The sequence below is a fragment of the Pseudomonas nabeulensis genome (assembly GCF_004682045.1).
GTDB lineage: Bacteria > Pseudomonadota > Gammaproteobacteria > Pseudomonadales > Pseudomonadaceae > Aquipseudomonas > Aquipseudomonas nabeulensis.
Genome location: NZ_QUZT01000071.1, coordinates 1 through 18965 on the forward strand (window position 1 = coordinate 1; position 18965 = coordinate 18965).

Sequence of the window (18965 nt, forward strand, 5' to 3'; positions counted from 1 at the left end):
CCGATAGCGGTGTATCAGTGTCAGATGTGCTGACTGACACACCGCTATCGGGGGCAAGCCCCCTCCCACATTTTGATCACACCAGTCTTTAGACCGGTGCAGCCGCCCGGCGCTTATCCGGCTGCTGCCAACCATCCGCCGCCGCTTCTTCGATGGCTTGCTGGATGGCCTTCTTGCGCATTTCTTCGGCACGACGGCTGAAGAACCACACCAGGAACGTCACCAGCGACACCGCCAACAGAATCAGGCTGGCCACGGCGTTGATCTCGGGTTTGACCCCAAGGCGCACCGCCGAGAACACTTCCATCGGCAAGGTGGTCGAGCCGGGGCCCGATACGAAGCTGGCCAATACCAGGTCATCGAGGGACAGCGCGAACGACATCATGCCGCCCGCCGCCAACGACGGCGCGATCATCGGGATGGTGATCAGGAAGAACACCTTCCACGGCCGTGCGCCCAAGTCCATCGCCGCTTCTTCAATCGACAGGTCCAGCTCACGCAAGCGCGCCGACACCACCACCGCCACATACGCCGCGCAGAACGTGGTGTGGGCGATCCAGATGGTGACAATGCCACGCTCTTGCGGCCAGCCGATCATCTGCGCCATGGCCACGAACAGCAGCAACAGCGACAGGCCAGTGATCACTTCCGGCATCACCAACGGCGCCGTCACCAGGCCGCCGAACAACGTGCGGCCCTTGAACCGGCTGATACGCGTCAGCACGAAGGCCGCCAAGGTTCCCAGCGCTACCGCCGCCACCGCCGTGTAGCAGGCGATTTCCAGGGAGCGCATCACCGAGCCCATCAACTGGGTGTTGTCCAAAAGGCCCACGTACCACTTGATCGACCAACCGCCCCACACCGTCACCAGCTTGGATTCGTTGAACGAGTAGATCACCAGGATCAGCATCGGCAGGTAGATGAACAGCAACCCCGCCACCAGCATGAAGCTTGAGAAACTGACGCGCTTCATATCTTGCCCTCCATCTCTTTGGCTTGGCTGCGGTTGAACAGGATGATCGGCACGATCAGGATCGCCAGCATCACCACCGCCAGGGCAGAGGCCACCGGCCAGTCACGGTTGTTGAAGAACTCTTGCCACAACACTTTACCGATCATCAGGGTTTCCGGGCCGCCCAGCAGTTCCGGAATCACGAACTCGCCCACCACCGGGATAAACACCAGCATGCAGCCGGCGATGATGCCGTTCTTGGACAGCGGCACGGTGATTTTCCAGAAGCTGTTGAAGGTGCTCGAGCCCAGGTCCGACGCGGCTTCCAGCAGGCTCTGGTCGTGCTTCACCAGGTTGGCGTACAACGGCAGGATCATGAACGGCAGGTACGAATACACCACGCCGATATACACCGCGATGTTGGTGTTGAGGATCTGCAGCGGTTCGTTGATCAACCCCATGGACATCAGGAAGCCATTGAGCAAACCGTTGTTGCTGAGGATGCCCATCCACGCGTACACGCGGATCAGGATCGCGGTCCAGGTCGGCATCATGATCAGCAGCACCAGCACGGTCTGCATCTCTTTGCGCGCGGTGGCAATGGCGTAGGCCATCGGATAGCCGATCAACAGGCACAGCAGCGTGCTGAAGAACGCCATTTTCAGCGAGCCCAGGTAGGCGGCGATGTACAGCTCATCGCCCGCCAGCAGGCTGTAGTTGGCCAGGTTCAACACCACCTGCAACTTTTGCTCAACGTAGGTGTAGATCTCGGTGTACGGCGGGATCGCCACGTCGGCTTCGGCAAAGCTGATTTTCAGGACGATGAAAAACGGCAGGGCGAAAAACAGGAACAGCCACAGGAACGGAATCCCGATGACCACCTGCTTGCCGCTGGGCACGATGCGCTGCAAGCGGCGCTTGAGCTTTTTTGTATTCATGAGCGCAGCACCACGCCGCTGTCGTCTTCCCACCACACGTACACCTGGTCACCCCAGGTTGGGCGCTGGCCACGGCGCTCGGCGTTGGCGACAAAGGACTGCACCAGCTTGCCGCTCGGCAGTTCCACGTAGAACACCGAGTGGCCGCCCAGGTAGGCGATGTCGTGCACCTTGCCGCTGGACCAGTTGTGCTCGCAGGTCGGCATTTCAGACGTCACCAGAAGTTTTTCCGGGCGAATGGCGTAGGTCACCGACTTGTCTTCCACCGAGGTGGCGATGCCGTAGCCCACGTAGATGTCACGGTCCAGGTCCGGGCACTTGAGCACCGCGTGGCCTTCGGCGTCGTCCACCACCTGGGTTTCGAAGATGTTGACGTTGCCGATGAACTCGCACACCAGGCGGCTGGTAGGCGTTTCGTAGATGTCGATCGGGCTGCCGATCTGCGCGATCCAGCCCAGGTGCATGATCGCGATGCGCTCGGCCATGGTCATGGCCTCTTCCTGGTCGTGGGTCACCATCACGCAGGTCACGCCGACGCGCTCGATGATCTCTACCAGTTCCAGCTGCATCTGCGAACGCAGTTTCTTGTCCAGCGCGCCCATGGGCTCATCGAGCAGCAGCAGTTTCGGGCGCTTGGCCAGGGAGCGGGCCAGGGCGACACGCTGACGCTGACCACCGGACAACTGGTGCGGCTTGCGCTTGGCGTACTGGCTCATCTGCACCAGCTTGAGCATCTCGGCCACGCGGGCATCGACCTCAGCCTTGGGGATCTTGTCCTGTTGCAGGCCAAACGCGATGTTCTGCGCCACGGTCATGTGGGGGAACAAGGCGTAGGACTGGAACATCATGTTGATCGGCCGCTCGTAGGGCGGCATGTCGGTGATGTCCACACCGTCCAGGTAGATGCGGCCCTCGGTTGGGCGCTCAAAGCCTGCGAGCATGCGCAGCAGGGTGGACTTGCCAGAACCCGAACCGCCGAGCAAGGCGAAGATCTCACCTTTCTTGATTTCCAGGGACACGTCGTCCACGGCAATCGTCTCGTCGAATTTCTTCGTGACCCGGTCGATTTTGACCAGCACCTTCTTCGGTGTCTGGTCGCCCTCGAGGGCTTTTTTATAGGCGCCGGAGGCAACTGCCATTTACGAAACTCCCTAAAAAACGGTGCAGTTCGCCCGAGGCGGGCGAACCCAGGATAGTTTGAGCCTTACTTGCCCGTCTTGACCTTGGTCCAGCTACGGGTCATCAAACGCTGCACTTTCGGGGGTAGCTCGAAGTTGACAAAAGTCCGGTCGAGAACCGCCTGCGGTGGGTAAACCGCTTCGTCGGTGCGTATCGATTGCTCCATCAGTTTGTCCGCCCCTGGGTTAGGGTTGGCGTAACCGACATAGTCACTGACCTGGGCGATCACCTCAGGTTGCAGCAAATAATTGATGAAGGCGTGGGCTTCCTTGACGTTGCTCGCATCCTTGGGGATCGCCAACACGTCAAACCACAGGTTGCCGCCTTCTTTCGGGATCACGTAGGCGATGTTCACGCCTTTGCCGGCCTCTGCCGCACGGGCCTTGGCCTGGAACACATCGCCAGAGAACCCGGCAGCCACGCAGATATTGCCGTTGGCCAGGTCGGAGATGTATTTGGACGAATGGAAATAGGTCACGTAGGGCCGCACTTTGAGCAGCTTCTCTTCGGCCTTCTTGTAGTCGTCGGGGTTGGTGCTGTTCGGGTTCAGGCCCATGTAGTTGAGCACCGCCGGGAGCATTTCATCGGCCGAGTCCATGAACGACACGCCGCAAGTGGCGAGCTTCTTCATGTTCTCCGGCTCGAACAGCACGGCCCAGGAGTCGATATGGTCGACGCCCAGCACTTCTTTCACTTTGTCGACGTTGTAACCGATGCCATTGGTGCCCCACAGGTACGGCACGGAGTACTGGTTGCCGGGGTCGTTCTTTTCCAGGCGTTTAAGCAGCGCCGGGTCGAGGTTTGAATAGTTGGTCAGCAACGACCTGTCGAGTTTCTGGAACGCCCCGGCCTTGATCTGCTTGCCGAGGAAGTGGTTGGACGGCACGACCACGTCGTAGCCGGTGCGCCCGGCCAGCAACTTGCCTTCCAGGGTTTCGTTGGAGTCGAACACGTCGTACACGGGCTTGATGCCGCTGGCCTTTTCAAAGTTGGCCAGGGTGTCGGTGCCGATGTAGTCCGACCAGTTATAAATATGCACCGTCGGTGCGGCCTGCACGCTCAACGTCAGCGTGATACCTGCACCCACCAGCATGGCTTTGCGAAATAAAGAAATTGGCAAGTGGAGGTCCTCTTAAATAGTTGGGCCTGAAAGTTGTTGCCCGGCAACAAAACCGGCGCGCAACTTACCCTCGATAAACCGATCCGGCAAAACTTTCTGTCATTTAATTTGTAGGAGCGAGCTGGGGTGGGAGGGGGCTTGCCCCCGATGGCGGTGTATCAACAACAGATTCAGTGCCTGACACTCCGCTATCGGGGGCAAGCCCCCTCCCACACAAGCTCGCTCCTACAGGGTTACAGCCTTACTTGCCCGATTTGATCTTGGTCCAGCTGCGTGTCATTTCACGCTGGGTGGCAGCCGGCAAGTCAGCAATAGCATAGAGCTTGGCTTGCACGTCCGCTGGCGGGTAGATGCCTGGGTCGCTGGTGATGGATTTGTCCACCAGTGCAGTGGCTTTCTCGTTACCGTTCGGGAAGTGCACGGCGTTGGTGATTTCTGCCATGACTTTAGGTTCAAGCAGGTAGTTCATGAACTTGTAGGCGGCCTCGACGTTTTCGGCATCTTTAGGGATGGCGACCATGTCGAAGAAGCTGCCAGCACCTTCTTTCGGAATGTCGTAGGCCACTTTGACCTTGCCACCGGCTTCGGCCGCGCGGGACTTGGCTTGTTCGATGTCACCCGAGTAACCCACGGCCACGCAGATGTTGCCGTTGGCCAGGTCGGAGATGTACTTGGACGAGTGGAAGTAGCCAATCGATGGGCGCAGCTTGAGGAACAGGTCCTCGGCTTGCTTGAGGTCAGCCTTTTTCTGGGTGTCGGTTGGCAGGCCCAGGTAGTGCAGCGCCACCGGCAGCATTTCGGTTGGCGAATCGAGGAAGCTCACGCCGCAGCTTTTCAGCTTGGCGATGTTTTCAGGCTTGAGCAGCACGTCCCACGAGTCGATCTTGTCCACGCCCAGCGCAGCCTTGACCTTCTCCGGGTTGTAGCCGATGCCGATGGAGCCCCACATGTACGGGAAGGCGTGCTTGTTGTCCGGGTCGCTGACCGACACGGCTTTAAGCAGAGACTTGTTCAGGTTGTCGTAGTTGGACAGCTTGGACTTGTCCAGCTCCTGGTAGACACCGGCCTTGATCTGCTTGGCGAGGAAGTTGTTCGACGGTACGACGATGTCATAACCGGACTTGCCTGCCAGCAACTTGGCTTCCAGGGTTTCGTTGCTGTCGAAAACGTCGTACACCACTTTGATGCCCGACTCTTTTTCAAAGTTGGCGATGGTGTCCGGTGCAATGTAGTCGGACCAGTTGTAGACGTGCAGGACTTTATCGTCTGCCTGGGCCGCGCCCGCCATTGCGCCCATCAGGGACAAGGCGAGGAGGGTCTTGCCAGCGTTCTTCAAACCTAATGCCTTCATTTGGTGATGCTCCAATTTTTTCTTTTTTGGGCCACAAGCGTTCTATGTTGAGTAGCCCAGCCAAAGGGCAACAAAACAGGGCGACAGTCTGGCAAGTTCCGAGGCCGGCTTTCAACCAAAGCCTCATCTATAACTGCTCAGCACGCAGCGCCCGAAAGCCGTTGCGTGCTGAGCCTAGCACTTAGCCCTGCAATGCCGCCAAAGTCAGGTCCAGGCACTGGCGAGCCTTGCTTACCAGCTCGTCAATCTCGGCCTTGCTGATCACCAGCGGCGGCGAAATGATCATGGTGTCGCCCACGGCGCGCATGATCAGGCCATTCTCGAAGCAGAACGTCCGGCAGATCATGCCGGCGCCCTTGCCTTCGTAACGTTTGCGCGTGGCCTTGTCCTGCACCAGCTCAATCGCCCCCAGCATGCCCACACCGCGAACTTCGCCCACCAGCGGATGATCAGCCAGTTCCCTCAGACGTTTCTGCAAATACGGTGCCGTTTCGTCATGCACGCGGCTGACGATTTTTTCATCGCGCATGATGCGGATGTTTTCCAGGGCCACCGCGGCGGCCACCGGGTGGCCGGAGTAGGTGAAGCCGTGGTTGAAATCACCGCCTTCGTTGAGCACGTCCACCACTTCATCGCGCACGATCAGGCCGCCCATGGGGATGTAACCCGAGGTCAGGCCCTTGGCGATGGTCATCATGTGCGGCTTGAGGTCATAGAAATCGCTACCGAACCACTCACCGGTCCGGCCGAAACCGCAGATCACTTCATCGGCGATAAACAGGATGTCGTACTTGGCGAGGATTTCCTTGATGCGCGGCCAGTAGGTGGCCGGCGGCACGATCACGCCACCAGCACCCTGGATCGGCTCCGCGATAAAGGCACCGACGGTGTCCACGCCCAGTTCGAGGATTTTCTCTTCCAGCTGGTTGGCCGCCCACACGCCGAATTCTTCCGGGCTCATGTCGCCGCCTTCGCCAAACCAGTACGGCTGTGCGATGTGGGTGATGCCCGGGATCGGCAAATCGCCCTGTTCATGCATATACGTCATGCCGCCCAGGCTGGCGCCGGCCACGGTGGAGCCGTGGTAGCCATTCTTGCGGGCGATGATGGTTTTTTTGTTCGGCTGGCCTTTGATCGCCCAGTAGTGGCGGACCATGCGCAACATGGTGTCGTTGCCTTCGGAGCCGGAACCGGTGAAGAACACGTGGTTCATGCCGGCGGGTGCGATATCGGAGATGGCCTTGGCCAGTTCCAATACCGGCGGGTGAGCGGTCTGGAAGAACAGGTTGTAGTACGGCAGTTCTTTCATCTGCTTGGCGGCGGCGTCGGCCAGTTCATCGCGACCGTAACCGATCGCCACGCACCACAGGCCGGCCATGCCGTCGAGGATCTTGTTGCCTTCGCTGTCCCACAGGTAGACGCCGTGGGCTTTGGTAATGATGCGTGGGCCTTTCTCTTTCAATTGCTTGAAGTCGCTGAACGGCGCCAGGTGGTGATCACTGCTCAAGGCTTGCCATTCACGGGTTTGCGGGTTGTTGCTGGACATACCAAACTCCTAGACTTTTCAGTGAAGGGCGCGCGGGTTGCCCCGTGCGCCCGGCGCATCAGACGGCGAAGAGCAGGAATTCCCGCTCCCACGAACTGATCACGCGCTTGAAGTTTTCATGCTCGGCCCGCTTGACCGCGACGTAGCCTGTGATGAATTTCTGACCCAGGTATTTCTCGATGGTCTTGCTGTTTTCCATGCGTTCCAGGGCGTCTTCGATGGTCAACGGCAGGCGCAGGTTGCGTCGCTCGTAACCTCGACCCACCACCGGTGCGCTCGGGTTATGGCCTTCGACCATGCCGATAAAGCCACACAGCAAACTGGCGGCAATCGCCAGGTACGGGTTGGCATCGGCACCCGGCAGGCGGTTTTCCACGCGGCGGTTCTGCGGGCCGGCATCCGGTACACGCAGGCCGACGGTGCGGTTTTCTTCGCCCCACTCCACGTTCACCGGCGCCGAAGTGTCGGGCAGGAAGCGACGGAACGAGTTCACGTTGGGGGCAAACAGCGGCAGCAATTCAGGGATGAACTTCTGCAGGCCGCCAATGTGGTTGAGGAACAGCTGGCTCATGGTCCCGTCTTCATTGGAGAAGACGTTCTTGCCGGTGGCGATGTCGATGATGCTCTGGTGCAGGTGCATTGCGCTGCCCGGCTCGCCGGTCATCGGCTTGGCCATGAAGGTGGCGGCCACGTCGTGCTTGAGGGCGGCTTCACGCATGGTGCGCTTGAACACCAGGATCTGATCGGCCAGGGACAGCGCATCGCCGTGACGGAAGTTGATTTCCATCTGCGCAGTGCCGTCTTCGTGGATCAGGGTATCGAGGTCCAGCTCCTGCAGTTCGCACCAGTCGTAGACGTCTTCGAACAACGGATCGAATTCGTTGGCGGCTTCTATAGAGAAGGACTGGCGACCGGTCTCCGGGCGCCCGGAACGGCCAATCGGCGGTTGCAGCGGGAAGTCCGGGTCTTCGCAGCGCTTGGTCAGGTAGAACTCCATCTCCGGCGCCACGATGGGCTGCCAGCCTTTGTCGGCATAGAGCTTGAGGACTTTCTTGAGTACGTTGCGCGGCGACAGCTCGATGGGGTTGCCTTGCTTGTCGTAGGTGTCGTGGATCACCTGGGCGGTGGGCTCGATGGCCCAGGGCACCAGGTACACCGCGTTCTGGTCGGGGCGGCAGATCATGTCGATGTCGGCCGGGTCGAGCAATTCGTAATAGATGTCGTCTTCGACATAGTCGCCGGTCACGGTCTGCAACAGAACGCTCTCGGGCAGGCGCATGCCTTTTTCGGCGATGAACTTGTTGGTCGGCGAGATCTTGCCACGGGTGATACCCGTGAGGTCGCCAATCATGCATTCGACTTCTGTGATCTTGTGGTCTTTCAACCAATCGGTGAGCTGGTCGAGGTTGTTACTCATAAATGCCTCTGGGCTGGGTTTCCTGGCATCCATTAAAGGCCAGGCGTTGGTTGACGCAGCATCCGCGTCGTTTTTTTCGTTCAGGGTAGGAGCTTACCTGCCATTTGTGGTGGTGTTGTATTACTCAAGCAAAAGCCGTGCAGAATCATGAGCGGCACCTGGGCAGGTGAGCGTCTTCGAGCAGGCATGGGAGTGGCGAGGTGATCAAGAGGCCGGTGGCTGAAGCGTCAAGAATATTGACCGCAGCACCCGCTGGGACACAGGAGGTTGGGACGCTGGAACAGGCCTGTCTGAAGCAGGCAACGACGCCAAGTGGAGGCAGGCGACACATGAAGCACCCCGGTATTATTGCTGTTATGGGTTTGAATCGAGCTTAGCCTTGTTCATTTTTTTACACAACACCCCCGTAAAAAATACAACACGGCCCGCTCAAGCCCGCGAGTCCTACAGCGTTTACAGCGGAAAAATCGCCCCAAAAAGCCCCAAAAATGCCGTTGCAGCGCTTTTTTAGGGCAAAAAAGGCCTTGCTTGACTTCGGCATGCCGTTCGGGTTGACTGAAACCAGAAAAGATCAATGATTGATATTTTTAACAACAAAGGTGTTGCATCATGTCGGTACCCCCGCGTGCCGTTCAGCTTAACGAAGCGAACGCGTTCCTTAAGGATCATCCTGAGGTTCTGTACGTAGACCTTCTAATTGCGGATATGAATGGTGTGGTGCGCGGCAAGCGCATTGAACGTACCAGCCTCCACAAGGTTTACGAGAAGGGCATTAACCTGCCTGCCTCTTTATTTGCCCTGGATATCAACGGCTCGACGGTGGAAAGCACCGGCCTGGGCCTGGACATCGGTGATGCTGACCGAATCTGTTATCCCATCCCCGACACCCTGTGCAATGAACCCTGGCAAAAGCGCCCTACCGCGCAACTGCTGATGACCATGCACGAACTGGAAGGTGAACCTTTCTTCGCCGATCCGCGCGAAGTGCTCCGCCAAGTTGTAAGCAAATTTGACGACCTCGGTCTGACCATCTGCGCCGCCTTCGAGCTTGAGTTCTACCTGATCGACCAGGAGAACGTGAACGGCCGCCCACAACCGCCCCGCTCGCCGATCTCCGGCAAACGCCCGCACTCGACACAGGTCTACCTGATCGACGACCTCGACGAATACGTCGACTGCCTCCAGGACATCCTGGAAGGTGCCAAAGAGCAAGGCATCCCCGCCGACGCCATCGTGAAGGAAAGTGCCCCGGCGCAGTTCGAAGTGAACCTGCACCACGTCGCCGACCCGATCAAGGCCTGCGACTACGCGGTACTGCTCAAGCGCCTGATCAAGAACATCGCCTACGACCATGAGATGGACACCACCTTCATGGCCAAGCCTTACCCAGGCCAGGCAGGCAACGGTTTGCACGTGCACATTTCGATCCTGGACAAAGACGGCAAGAACATCTTTGCCAGTGAGGATCCCGAGCAGAACGCCGCATTGCGTCACGCAATCGGCGGTGTGCTCGAGACCCTACCCGCCCAAATGGCGTTCCTGTGCCCCAACGTCAACTCCTACCGTCGTTTCGGCGCACAGTTCTACGTGCCGAACTCGCCGTGCTGGGGCCTGGATAACCGCACCGTGGCGCTTCGCGTACCGACCGGCTCGGCCGACTCCGTACGTATCGAACACCGCGTGGCCGGTGCCGATGCCAACCCTTACTTGCTGATGGCCTCGGTACTGGCAGGCGTGCATCACGGCCTGACCAACAAGATCGAGCCAAATGCGCCGGTGGAAGGCAACAGCTACGAGCAGAACGAACAGAGCCTGCCGAACAACCTGCGCGACGCCCTGCGCGAGTTGGACGACAGCGAGGTGATGGCCAAGTACATCGATCCTAAATACATCGATATCTTCGTCGCCTGTAAGGAAAGTGAGCTGGAAGAGTTTGAGCATTCCATCTCTGACCTTGAGTACAACTGGTATCTGCATACCGTCTAAACGGTGGTTGCAATAAAAAACGCCTCAGGCTTTTGGTCTGGGGCGTTTTTTTGTGGGTTTCTTCCGGGAGACCGAGTTGACCTTATCGGGAGCAAGCCCCCTCCCACATTTGACCGAGTTCCAACTTTGGAATGCAGTCAAATGTGGGAGGGGGCTTGCTCCCGATGGCGGTCTGGCAGACAACGCTGGTTCCTGCTCATACAATGCCCCCTGCCTTGTAGGAGACTTCCATGACCACCCGCTCCGCCGCCCCTCGCAAACCCCGCGCCCGCAGCCAGGCCAGGATCGACGCGATCCTCGATGCCGCCCGCACCTTGCTGGCCGCCGAAGGCGTGGCGAGTTTGTCGATCTACAGCGTGGCCGAGCGGGCGCAGATTCCACCGTCGTCGGTGTATCACTTTTTCGCCAGTGTGCCGGCCTTGCTGGAAGCGCTGACGGCCGATGTACACGCGGCGTTCCGCGCAGCCATCCAGGCGCCTATCGAGCATGAATCACTCAAGCACTGGCGGGACCTGTCCTGCATCGTCGAACAACGCATGCTCACCATTTATGAACAGGACGCCGCCGCCCGCCAGTTGATCCTGGCCCAGCATGGGCTGACCGAAGTGACTCAGGCGGATCGTCAGCATGACCTGGAACTGGGTGATCTGATGCTGGCTGTGTTCAACCGCCACTTTGAAGTGCCGACACTGCCAAGCGATGTGGATGTGTTTGCGTTGGCGCTGGAGTTGAGCGATCGCGTGTATGCGCGTTCAGTGCATCAGCATGGGCTGATCACGCCGCGGATGGCGGAGGAAGGGATGCGGGTGTTTGATGCTTACGTCGGGCTCTATTTACCGACGTATTTGCCCAAGCGTTGAGTTTTGTGGTGGCTGGGTGGGCCTCATCGGGGGCAAGCCCCCACCCACATTTTGAATGTATTCACAGTTCAAAAGTGGGAGGGGGCTTGCCCCCGATGGCGTCCTCAAGGGCAATCACAATTTAGCGATCGACACCTCAGTCGATTTCACAAACGCAATCACTTCACTGCCAATCACCAATTCCAGCTCTTTGACCGAGCGCGTGGTGATCACCGACGTCACGATGCCCGACGCAGTCTGCACGTCGATTTCCGACAGCACGTCGCCTTCGACGATTTCCTTGATGGTGCCTTTGAACTGGTTACGCACGTTGATGGCTTTAATAGTCATGTTGTTCTCTCTTCATGGGACAAGTGAGTTATTGAGCCCAACGCAATTGCGTAGGCAGCGGTGAAACAGGTTCAGGTTCCGGCGGCGTGCCGGGCAGCGACAACACACGGTTGAGGACTTCGGCTTCCAGCGCGGCCAGGCGGTGCGAGCCACGTACCCGAGGGCGTGGCAGCTCGACGTGCAGGTCGAGGCCGATTTCGCCGTCTTCGATCAGGATGACCCGGTCGGCAATCGCCACGGCTTCGCTGACGTCGTGGGTCACCAGCAACACGGTGAAGCCGTGCTTTTGCCAGAGGTTTTCGATCAGTTGCTGCATCTCGATACGGGTCAGGGCATCCAGGGCGCCCAACGGCTCGTCAAGCAGCAGCAGGCGCGGCTGGTGGATCAGCGCACGGGCCAGGGCCACGCGTTGCTTCTGGCCACCGGACAGCGCCGCTGGCCATTCATTGGCCCGCTCGGCCAGGCCGACCGCTTCCAGGGCTTCCAGCGCTTTGGGGCGCCAGTTGCCTTTGAGGCCCAGGCCCACGTTGTCGATGATCTTTTTCCACGGCAGCAGGCGCGCCTCCTGGAACATCAACCGCGTGTCTTCAATCGCTTCGCTCAGCGGTGCGGAACCGGCCAGCAGTTCGCCGCCGCTGGCTTTGTCGAGGCCGGCCAGCAGGCGCAGCAAGGTGCTTTTGCCGCAACCGCTGCGACCGACCACGGCCACAAACTGGCCCGCCGGAATATGCAGGTCAATGTCCTTGAGTACTTCACGGGCGCCAAAGGCTTTGCGCAATTTGCGCACGGCCAGGGGAATACCTTTGAGCAGGCGCGGGGGTTGTTGAGCTGTCATGCCGCACCTCCTTTATTTACTTGATACGCCGGGTGCCAGCGCAGCCACACACGCTCCAGGCCACGGGCGGCCAGATCGGCCAGCTTGCCGAGGATGGCGTACATGACGATGGCCAAGACCACCACGTCGGTTTGCAGGAATTCACGGGCGTTCATTGCCAGGTAGCCGATGCCGGAGCTGGCCGAAATGGTTTCCGCCACGATCAGCGTCAGCCACATAAAGCCCAGGGCAAAACGCACCCCCACCAGGATCGACGGCAGCGCGCCCGGCAGGATCACCTGGCGGAACAGGCTGAACCCGGACAAGCCGTAGCTGCGCGACATTTCCACCAGCGCCGGGTCGACGTTGCGGATGCCGTGGTAAGTGTTCAGGTAGATCGGGAACAGCGTGCCGAGGGCGACCAGGAAGATCTTCGCCGTCTCGTCGATGCCGAACCACAGGATCACCAGCGGGATCAGCGCCAGGTGCGGCACGTTGCGGATCATCTGCACCGAACTGTCCAGCAGGCGCTCGCCCCATGTGGACAGGCCAGTGATAAAGCCCAGGGCCAAACCGATGCTGCCACCGATCACGAACCCAAGGCCCGCACGCCAGCCGCTGATCGCCAGGTGCGTCCAGATCTCGCCGCTTGCGACCAGATTGACGCCCGCCTCAATCACCGCGCTCGGCGCCGGCAAAATGCGCGTCGACAACCAACCCGCCGACACCGACAACTGCCACACCGCCAGCAATAAAATCGGCAGCACCCAGGGCGCCACGCGATGGCTCAGTTTTTCATAGTCCATGGGCTGCCTCAGTTCGCCGACGCAGCTTTGGGAAGGATGTCGTTGGCAACCATCTCGCCGAACGGGCTCACGTAACCGGCGCTTTTCGGCAGCTCGGGACGTTCGATATCCAGGTGTGGGAACAGCAGTTCAGCGACCCGATACGACTCTTCCAGATGCGGATAACCGGAAAAGATAAAGGTGTCGATGCCCAGCGCTGCGTATTCCTTTACGCGCTCGGCCACGGTCGGGCCATCGCCCACCAGCGCCGTGCCGGCACCGCCACGCACCAGGCCGACGCCGGCCCACAGGTTGGGGCTGACTTCCAGGTTGTCGCGGTTGCCGCCGTGCAAGGCGGCCATGCGTTGCTGACCGACCGAATCAAAGCGCGCCAGGGAGGCCTGGGCACGGGTGATGGTGTCGTCGTCCAGATGGGAGATCAGTTTGTCGGCGGCTTTCCACGCCTCTTCGTTGGTTTCGCGCACGATCACATGCAAGCGAATGCCGAAGCGCACGGTGCGCCCCAGCTTCGCGGCCTTGGCCCGAACCTGTTCGATTTTTTCCGCGACAGCCGCAGGCGGCTCGCCCCAGGTCAGCACCATTTCCACTTGTTCGGCAGCCAGGTCCTGGGCCGCTTCGGAGGAACCACCGAAGTACAACGGTGGGCGCGGTTGCTGGATCGGCGGGTAGAGCAATTTGGCGCCTTTGACGCTGATGTGCTCGCCGTCGTAGTCCACGGTTTCGCCTTCCAGCACACGGCGCCAGATGCGGGTGAATTCCACCGAGGCCTGGTAGCGCTCTTCGTGGCTCAGGAACAAACCGTCGCCAGCCAATTCTTCCGGGTCACCGCCGGTCACCAGGTTGAACAACGCGCGACCGCCGGACAAACGGTCCAGGGTCGCAGCCTGCCGCGCGGCCACCGTCGGGGAAATGATCCCGGGGCGCAGGGCGACAAGGAATTTCAAACGCTGGGTCACCGGGATCAGCGACGCGGCCACCAACCACGAGTCTTCGCAGGAGCGACCGGTGGGGATCAGTACCCCGCCGAAGCCCAGGCGATCAGCGGCCTGGGCCACTTGTTGCAGATAACCGTGATCAACGGCGCGAGCGCCTTCGGCGGTGCCAAGGTAATGGCCGTCGCCGTGAGTGGGCAGAAACCAGAAAATATTGAGGCTCATGGAGTTGTCTCCTGAAGAAGTCGGATTACGGCGCTTTGGCAACGGCGGCGGGTGGAGTCCAGATCACGTCCTTGATGCTCAAGGGTTTCGGGATCAATTTGAGTTGGTAGAAGGTGTCGGCAATTTTCTGTTGGGCGGCGACCACTTCCGGGGTCAGGAACAGCGCGCCATAGCCCTGGCGCTTCACCGAGGTCAGGGTGATGTCCGCCGGCAGGCCGAGCAGCGGTGCGACTTGCTCGGTGACTTCCTGGGGGTTGGCCTTGGACCATTCGCCCACGGCGCGCACTTCTTCCACCAAGGCCTTGATCACTTCCGGATGCTTCTCGGCATAGGGTTTGGTGGCCAGGTAGAACTGATGGTTGTCGGCGATACCGGTGCCGTCACGCAGGGTGCGGGCTTGCAGCTGTTTCTCGGCGGCGGCCTGGTACGGGTCCCAGATGACCCAGGCATCCACGCTGCCACGCTCGAACGCGGCACGGGCATCGGCGGGCGGCAGGAATACGGTCTGGATGTCGGTGTATTTCAGGCCGGCATCTTCCAGCGCACGTACCAGCAGGTAGTGCACGTTGGAGCCCTTGTTGAGCACGACTTTCTTGCCCTTGAGCTCAGCCACGGATTTGATTGGCGAATCTTTCGGCACCAGGATCGCTTCGCTGGTCGGCGCTGGCGGCTCGTAGGCGACGTAGAGCAGGTCGGCACCGGCTGCCTGGGCGAACACAGGTGGGGTTTCGCCGGTGACGCCAAAGTCGATGGAACCGACGTTCAGGCCCTCCAGCAGCTGTGGGCCGCCAGGGAACTCGGTCCACTGCACGTTCACGCCCTGGGCCGCCAAACGCTTCTCCAGCGTACCCTTGGCCTTGAGCAGCACCAGGGTGCCGTACTTCTGATAACCGATCCGCAAGGTCTCGGCCGCTTGAGCTTGAACAATGGCGCCGAAGGACACAGCCGCAGCAAACAGTGCGACCAGACCACGACGCAAGATGACAGTGCGCATGGCGCTCTCTCCAAATAATGCGATGGGGGGTTGGCTGCACCTGCTTGGCCGTTGGCGGCTGAGTAAGGTGAGTACATCTATGTTTCGGTGAGGCTTAAATGCTCCAGCGAGCACTCAACAGACGTTCATTCAACACATTGGGGTCCAGCGGTTTGGGGCGACGGGCCATGGCGCCGTAAAGCGTTTCCAGGGCCTCATGCAAACGGTGTTCAAGTACCGGCACCAGCTGCGCCTGGGCGCTGCCTTCGCCGTAGGCGATCTGGCTGTCTTCGGCAAAAATGCCGTGGAGCAATTCCTGGGCCTTTAGCGCCGACAACACGGGCTTCAAGGCGTAGTCCACCGCCAGCATGTGGGCGATGCTGCCACCGGTGGCCATCGGCAACACGATCTTGTGGGCCAGGGCGCGCTCGGGCAGCAGGTCCAGCACGGTCTTCAGCGCGCCGGAGAACGACGCCTTGTACACCGGCGTGGCGATCACCAGGCCATCGGCGTTCGCCACTTGTTGCAAGAGGTCGATGACCTTGGGGCTGTCGAAGCGCGCGTGCAGCAAGTCCTCAGCCGGGAAGTCCCGTATCTGGTAACTCACCACCTCCACACCTTTGTCTTGCAACCACTGACGGGTTTTTTCCAGCAGCACCCCGGAGCGGGAACGCTGGCTGGGACTGCCTCCAAGTGTTACGACCAACATGCAGGAATTCCTTGAGCAAGTGCCGGCGGTTCGCTGTGTGGCGATGGCGCCAAGATGGAACAGACCTTATCAGCAGATTTATATATCTTTAAATCTTATTTTTTCATGTGTTTATTCTTAAAATGCATATGCAGATTATTAATCGCCGGGCGAAAAAAAAGGCCGTGAAAACGGCCTGAAAACCCCTGCTATGTGAACGTTGAAATGCGATCAAACTGTGGGAGGGGGCTTGCCCCCTCCCACATGGGTCCTGCGTTAGCGGTTGGGTTGTGGGGTCAGGCGCAGGTAGGGCTTCACTGCACGGTAACCCTTCGGAAAGCGCTGCTTGATCTCTTCCTCATCCTTGAGCGACGGCACGATCACCACTTCATCACCGTCCTGCCAGTTGGCGGGGGTGGCGACCTTGTGATTGTCGGTCAGCTGCAACGAGTCGATGACCCGCAGGATTTCGTGGAAGTTGCGGCCAGTGCTGGCCGGGTACGTGATGGTCAGGCGAATTTTTTTGTTCGGGTCGATCACGAACAACGAGCGCACGGTGAGGGTGTCACTGGCGTTCGGGTGAATCAGGTCGTAGAGGTCCGACACTTTGCGGTCGGCATCGGCCAGGATCGGGAAGTTGACGATGGTGTTCTGGGTTTCGTTGATGTCTTCGATCCACTTGTGGTGCGAGTCCACCGGGTCGACCGACAGGGCGATGGCCTTGACGCCACGCTTGGCGAATTCGTCCTTGAGCTTGGCGGTGAAGCCCAGCTCCGTGGTGCACACCGGGGTGAAGTCCGCCGGGTGGGAAAACAGCACACCCCAGCTATCGCCCAGCCATTCGTGGAAACGAATCTTGCCGGCGCTGGAATCCTGTTCGAAGTCGGGGGCGATATCGCCCAGTCTTAGGCTCATGGTGTGGCTCCTGGTGAGTGCTTATGGAGCCCACTGTGCATGGAATCTTGATTATTTAAAAAGAATAAATATCGATTTATCTAGACGATATAGGAATATTAAAAATGTGTTCATTGGACGTGGAAACGGGCGAGGAGCACCATCCGCTTCAAGGTTCGAGAAGGCCTTGAGACGCTGTAAAAGAGGGGTTCAGGAAGGGCTTGCGGGGGTTTAGCCCGACTTGAAATGTAGTGCACCTTGCCCGGCGTTGCGCCGGGCAAGGTTTTACAGGCTTACAACAGCGGGATCGAGTAGCTCACGATCAGGCGGTTTTCGTCCTGGGAACGGGTGTTCGCCAGGTCGGTACGCCACATTGCGTTTTTCCAGGCTACACCGAGGTTTTTCAGCGGGCCTTCCGGGATCACGTAGGCAACGGTGATGTCACGTTCCCACTCGGATTGACCGGTAGTTTCAGCACGACCGTTGTTGTTGGCGATAGTGTCGATGTCGCTGCCTTTCAGGTACACGACGCCAGCCGTCAGGCCAGGTACGCCAACTTTAGCGAAGTCGTAAGCGTAGCGAGCTTGCCAGGTACGCTCGCCGGCACGGGCGAACTTCTGGATTTGCATGTCGGTAGTGATGTAAGCCGACGAGCCGTCACCCTGGTTCAACCAAGGGAAGTCGCTGCTGCCATTGCTGACCTGGTAACCACCACCGAAAGTGTGGCCGCCAACGGTGTACAGGAACAGGCCGCTGTACAGGTTGTTGTCGACCTTGCCTTTACCGGCGTTGAAATTGTTGTAGTTACCGCTGGTGAAGTAAGCGGCGGTGTCGCCGTTACGACCATCGTCAGAGCTGTTGAAATAACGCAGGTCAGACTTCAAAACGCCCGGGCCGATTGCCCAGTTGTGGGTCAGACCCAGGAAGTGCTGCTTGTAGAAGTTTTCCAGATTGCCGTAGTAGTACTGGGCAGTCAGGTCTTTGGTCAGCTTGTAGTCACCACCGGCGTAGTAGAACTTGTTGCTGAACTTGCCAGCGTTGTAGTTCGAGCTGCCGTTGGCACCTGCGATGGACAGGTTTTCGTTGTTGCTGGAGTTACGACCCTTGGCTTTTTCGACCTGGCCGGCAACCAGGGTCAAGTCCTTGATGTCGTTGGTGGTGATCTGGCCACCTTGGAAGGTTTGCGGCAGCAGACGACCATCGTTGGTCACGATTACTGGCAGCTTAGGCTGCAGGGTGCCCAGTTTCAGCTCGGTTTGGGAGATCTTGACCTTGCCGGTCACGCCCAGGCTGGCGAAATCGTTGACAGCTTTGTTGCCGTCGCTTGGGAAGATGGTGCCGCCAGAAGCGGTGCCAGTGTAGTTGCCGTGGTCAGCGCGGCTCGAATCCAAACGCACGCCGTATAGGCCGATCGCGTCAACACCGAATTGAACGGTACCTTGGGTGTAACCCGAGATAAAACGCAGGTCGAAGCCTTGGCCCCACTCAGCGTTTTTGCTGCGAGTGTTGGACGTGGCGTTTGGGTGACCATCACGGTTATCAGTGTTGATGTAGAAGTTACGCAGACCCAGAGTGGCCTTGCTGTCTTCGATGAAACCGGCAGCGCCTGCTTGTTGGGCGATTGCGCCCAAAGCTACAGCCAAAGCCAAAGTGGACTTCTTCATGTACCGCTCCTCTCATTTCTAATTTTTGTATTTCTTTGGTCTCGGGTCTGACGCCCTCGATCCACAGATGCGCGATTAGCGCCAGATAGTGACTACCAAGTCAATCGTAACCTTGTGTGTCTACTACCTTCGTCTAACCACAGTTGATTTGGTCCCTGCAGGGTAATGAGTTTTTCATACACCCAAAAAGAATTGTTTCATTCTTTTTCATACGATTTAGGCATAAGCGCATTCATGCTGCGGACAGGTCAGGGTAGACGAGCCGCCCCATAAGCTAATTCCTAAAGGGT

General features: G+C 59.1%; 17 protein-coding genes. 2 read left to right on the top strand and 15 right to left on the bottom strand.

From position 1 onward, the window contains the following. Positions 1–88 precede the first annotated feature (88 nt). The 7 genes from DYL61_RS26280 to DYL61_RS26310 all read right to left on the bottom strand — a co-directional run bounded on the left by DYL61_RS26280 (position 89) and on the right by DYL61_RS26310 (position 8503). Entirely contained in the window at positions 89–973 is an 885-nt protein-coding gene (locus DYL61_RS26280; protein WP_135310762.1) for an ABC transporter permease subunit, read from the bottom strand. Beyond that, complete coding sequence (locus DYL61_RS26285) at positions 970–1890, bottom strand: ABC transporter permease subunit (protein ID WP_105697207.1); 921 nt, start codon at positions 1888–1890, stop codon at positions 970–972. The genes DYL61_RS26280 and DYL61_RS26285 overlap by 4 nt, the downstream gene beginning before the upstream one ends. Next, positions 1887–3029: an ABC transporter ATP-binding protein gene (locus DYL61_RS26290; protein ID WP_105697208.1), complete on the bottom strand. Its 1143-nt coding sequence runs from the start codon at positions 3027–3029 to the stop codon at positions 1887–1889. The genes DYL61_RS26285 and DYL61_RS26290 overlap by 4 nt, the downstream gene beginning before the upstream one ends. A gap of 65 nt (positions 3030–3094) precedes the next feature. Continuing rightward, positions 3095–4189: a polyamine ABC transporter substrate-binding protein gene (locus tag DYL61_RS26295; protein WP_135310763.1), complete on the bottom strand. Its 1095-nt coding sequence runs from the start codon at positions 4187–4189 to the stop codon at positions 3095–3097. Between the two features lie 241 nt (positions 4190–4430). Beyond that, positions 4431–5525, bottom strand: coding sequence for a polyamine ABC transporter substrate-binding protein (locus tag DYL61_RS26300; protein ID WP_135310781.1), 1095 nt, complete (start codon positions 5523–5525; stop codon positions 4431–4433). A gap of 196 nt (positions 5526–5721) precedes the next feature. Continuing rightward, positions 5722–7086: an aspartate aminotransferase family protein gene (locus tag DYL61_RS26305; RefSeq protein WP_135310764.1), complete on the bottom strand. Its 1365-nt coding sequence runs from the start codon at positions 7084–7086 to the stop codon at positions 5722–5724. A gap of 58 nt (positions 7087–7144) precedes the next feature. Continuing rightward, positions 7145–8503: a glutamine synthetase family protein gene (locus DYL61_RS26310; RefSeq protein WP_135310765.1), complete on the bottom strand. Its 1359-nt coding sequence runs from the start codon at positions 8501–8503 to the stop codon at positions 7145–7147. Positions 8504–9112: 609 nt separating this feature from the next. Here DYL61_RS26310 and DYL61_RS26315 point away from each other — a divergent pair. Then, positions 9113–10489, top strand: coding sequence for a glutamine synthetase family protein (locus tag DYL61_RS26315; RefSeq protein WP_105697211.1), 1377 nt, complete (start codon positions 9113–9115; stop codon positions 10487–10489). A gap of 230 nt (positions 10490–10719) precedes the next feature. Then, the gene (locus DYL61_RS26320) at positions 10720–11349 is read left to right on the top strand and encodes a TetR/AcrR family transcriptional regulator (RefSeq protein ID WP_135310766.1); all 630 of its coding nucleotides are present in this window, start codon (positions 10720–10722) and stop codon (positions 11347–11349) included. Between the two features lie 114 nt (positions 11350–11463). Here the strand turns inward: DYL61_RS26320 and DYL61_RS26325 are convergent, their stop codons facing one another. From DYL61_RS26325 to DYL61_RS26360, 8 genes are all read right to left on the bottom strand, one after another. Continuing rightward, the gene (locus DYL61_RS26325; RefSeq protein ID WP_003213899.1) at positions 11464–11679 is read right to left on the bottom strand and encodes a TOBE domain-containing protein; all 216 of its coding nucleotides are present in this window, start codon (positions 11677–11679) and stop codon (positions 11464–11466) included. A gap of 28 nt (positions 11680–11707) precedes the next feature. Continuing rightward, positions 11708–12514: an aliphatic sulfonates ABC transporter ATP-binding protein gene (gene ssuB, locus DYL61_RS26330; RefSeq protein WP_105697213.1), complete on the bottom strand. Its 807-nt coding sequence runs from the start codon at positions 12512–12514 to the stop codon at positions 11708–11710. Next, positions 12511–13299 carry an aliphatic sulfonate ABC transporter permease SsuC gene (ssuC, locus tag DYL61_RS26335; protein WP_135310767.1) on the bottom strand — a complete coding sequence of 263 codons (789 nt, stop codon included), beginning with the start codon at positions 13297–13299 and terminating at the stop codon, positions 12511–12513. The genes ssuB and ssuC overlap by 4 nt, the downstream gene beginning before the upstream one ends. An 8-nt stretch (positions 13300–13307) precedes the next feature. Beyond that, positions 13308–14456, bottom strand: coding sequence for an FMNH2-dependent alkanesulfonate monooxygenase (gene ssuD, locus DYL61_RS26340; protein WP_105697215.1), 1149 nt, complete (start codon positions 14454–14456; stop codon positions 13308–13310). A 25-nt stretch (positions 14457–14481) separates the two neighbouring features. Then, positions 14482–15450: a sulfonate ABC transporter substrate-binding protein gene (locus DYL61_RS26345; RefSeq protein ID WP_135310768.1), complete on the bottom strand. Its 969-nt coding sequence runs from the start codon at positions 15448–15450 to the stop codon at positions 14482–14484. 94 nt (positions 15451–15544) lie between these two features. Further along, a complete protein-coding gene (gene ssuE / locus DYL61_RS26350; protein WP_135290688.1) occupies positions 15545–16138 on the bottom strand; it encodes an NADPH-dependent FMN reductase in 594 nt (197 codons plus the stop codon). Positions 16139–16393: 255 nt separating this feature from the next. Further along, on the bottom strand, positions 16394–17032 hold the full coding sequence (locus tag DYL61_RS26355; protein ID WP_135310769.1) for a peroxiredoxin: 639 nt from the start codon (positions 17030–17032) through the stop codon (positions 16394–16396). Positions 17033–17304: 272 nt separating this feature from the next. Beyond that, positions 17305–18675, bottom strand: a complete 1371-nt coding sequence (locus DYL61_RS26360) for an OprD family porin (RefSeq protein WP_135310770.1) — start codon at positions 18673–18675, stop codon at positions 17305–17307. Between the last annotated feature and the right edge of the window lie 290 nt (positions 18676–18965).

Excerpts from the sequence above, each read along its gene's own strand:
- DYL61_RS26315 (WP_105697211.1), top strand. The coding sequence starts at position 9,113 with ATGTCGGTACCCCCGCGTGCCGTTCAGCTTAACGAAGCGAACGCGTTC.
- ssuB (WP_105697213.1), bottom strand. The coding sequence starts at position 12,514 with ATGACAGCTCAACAACCCCCGCGCCTGCTCAAAGGTATTCCCCTGGCC.
- DYL61_RS26285 (WP_105697207.1), bottom strand. The coding sequence starts at position 1,890 with ATGAATACAAAAAAGCTCAAGCGCCGCTTGCAGCGCATCGTGCCCAGC.
- DYL61_RS26345 (WP_135310768.1), bottom strand. The coding sequence starts at position 15,450 with ATGCGCACTGTCATCTTGCGTCGTGGTCTGGTCGCACTGTTTGCTGCG.
- ssuD (WP_105697215.1), bottom strand. The coding sequence starts at position 14,456 with ATGAGCCTCAATATTTTCTGGTTTCTGCCCACTCACGGCGACGGCCAT.
- DYL61_RS26320 (WP_135310766.1), top strand. The coding sequence starts at position 10,720 with ATGACCACCCGCTCCGCCGCCCCTCGCAAACCCCGCGCCCGCAGCCAG.
- ssuC (WP_135310767.1), bottom strand. The coding sequence starts at position 13,299 with ATGGACTATGAAAAACTGAGCCATCGCGTGGCGCCCTGGGTGCTGCCG.
- DYL61_RS26280 (WP_135310762.1), bottom strand. The coding sequence starts at position 973 with ATGAAGCGCGTCAGTTTCTCAAGCTTCATGCTGGTGGCGGGGTTGCTG.
- DYL61_RS26310 (WP_135310765.1), bottom strand. The coding sequence starts at position 8,503 with ATGAGTAACAACCTCGACCAGCTCACCGATTGGTTGAAAGACCACAAG.
- DYL61_RS26305 (WP_135310764.1), bottom strand. The coding sequence starts at position 7,086 with ATGTCCAGCAACAACCCGCAAACCCGTGAATGGCAAGCCTTGAGCAGT.
- DYL61_RS26355 (WP_135310769.1), bottom strand. The coding sequence starts at position 17,032 with ATGAGCCTAAGACTGGGCGATATCGCCCCCGACTTCGAACAGGATTCC.
- DYL61_RS26360 (WP_135310770.1), bottom strand. The coding sequence starts at position 18,675 with ATGAAGAAGTCCACTTTGGCTTTGGCTGTAGCTTTGGGCGCAATCGCC.
- ssuE (WP_135290688.1), bottom strand. The coding sequence starts at position 16,138 with ATGTTGGTCGTAACACTTGGAGGCAGTCCCAGCCAGCGTTCCCGCTCC.
- DYL61_RS26325 (WP_003213899.1), bottom strand. The coding sequence starts at position 11,679 with ATGACTATTAAAGCCATCAACGTGCGTAACCAGTTCAAAGGCACCATC.
- DYL61_RS26290 (WP_105697208.1), bottom strand. The coding sequence starts at position 3,029 with ATGGCAGTTGCCTCCGGCGCCTATAAAAAAGCCCTCGAGGGCGACCAG.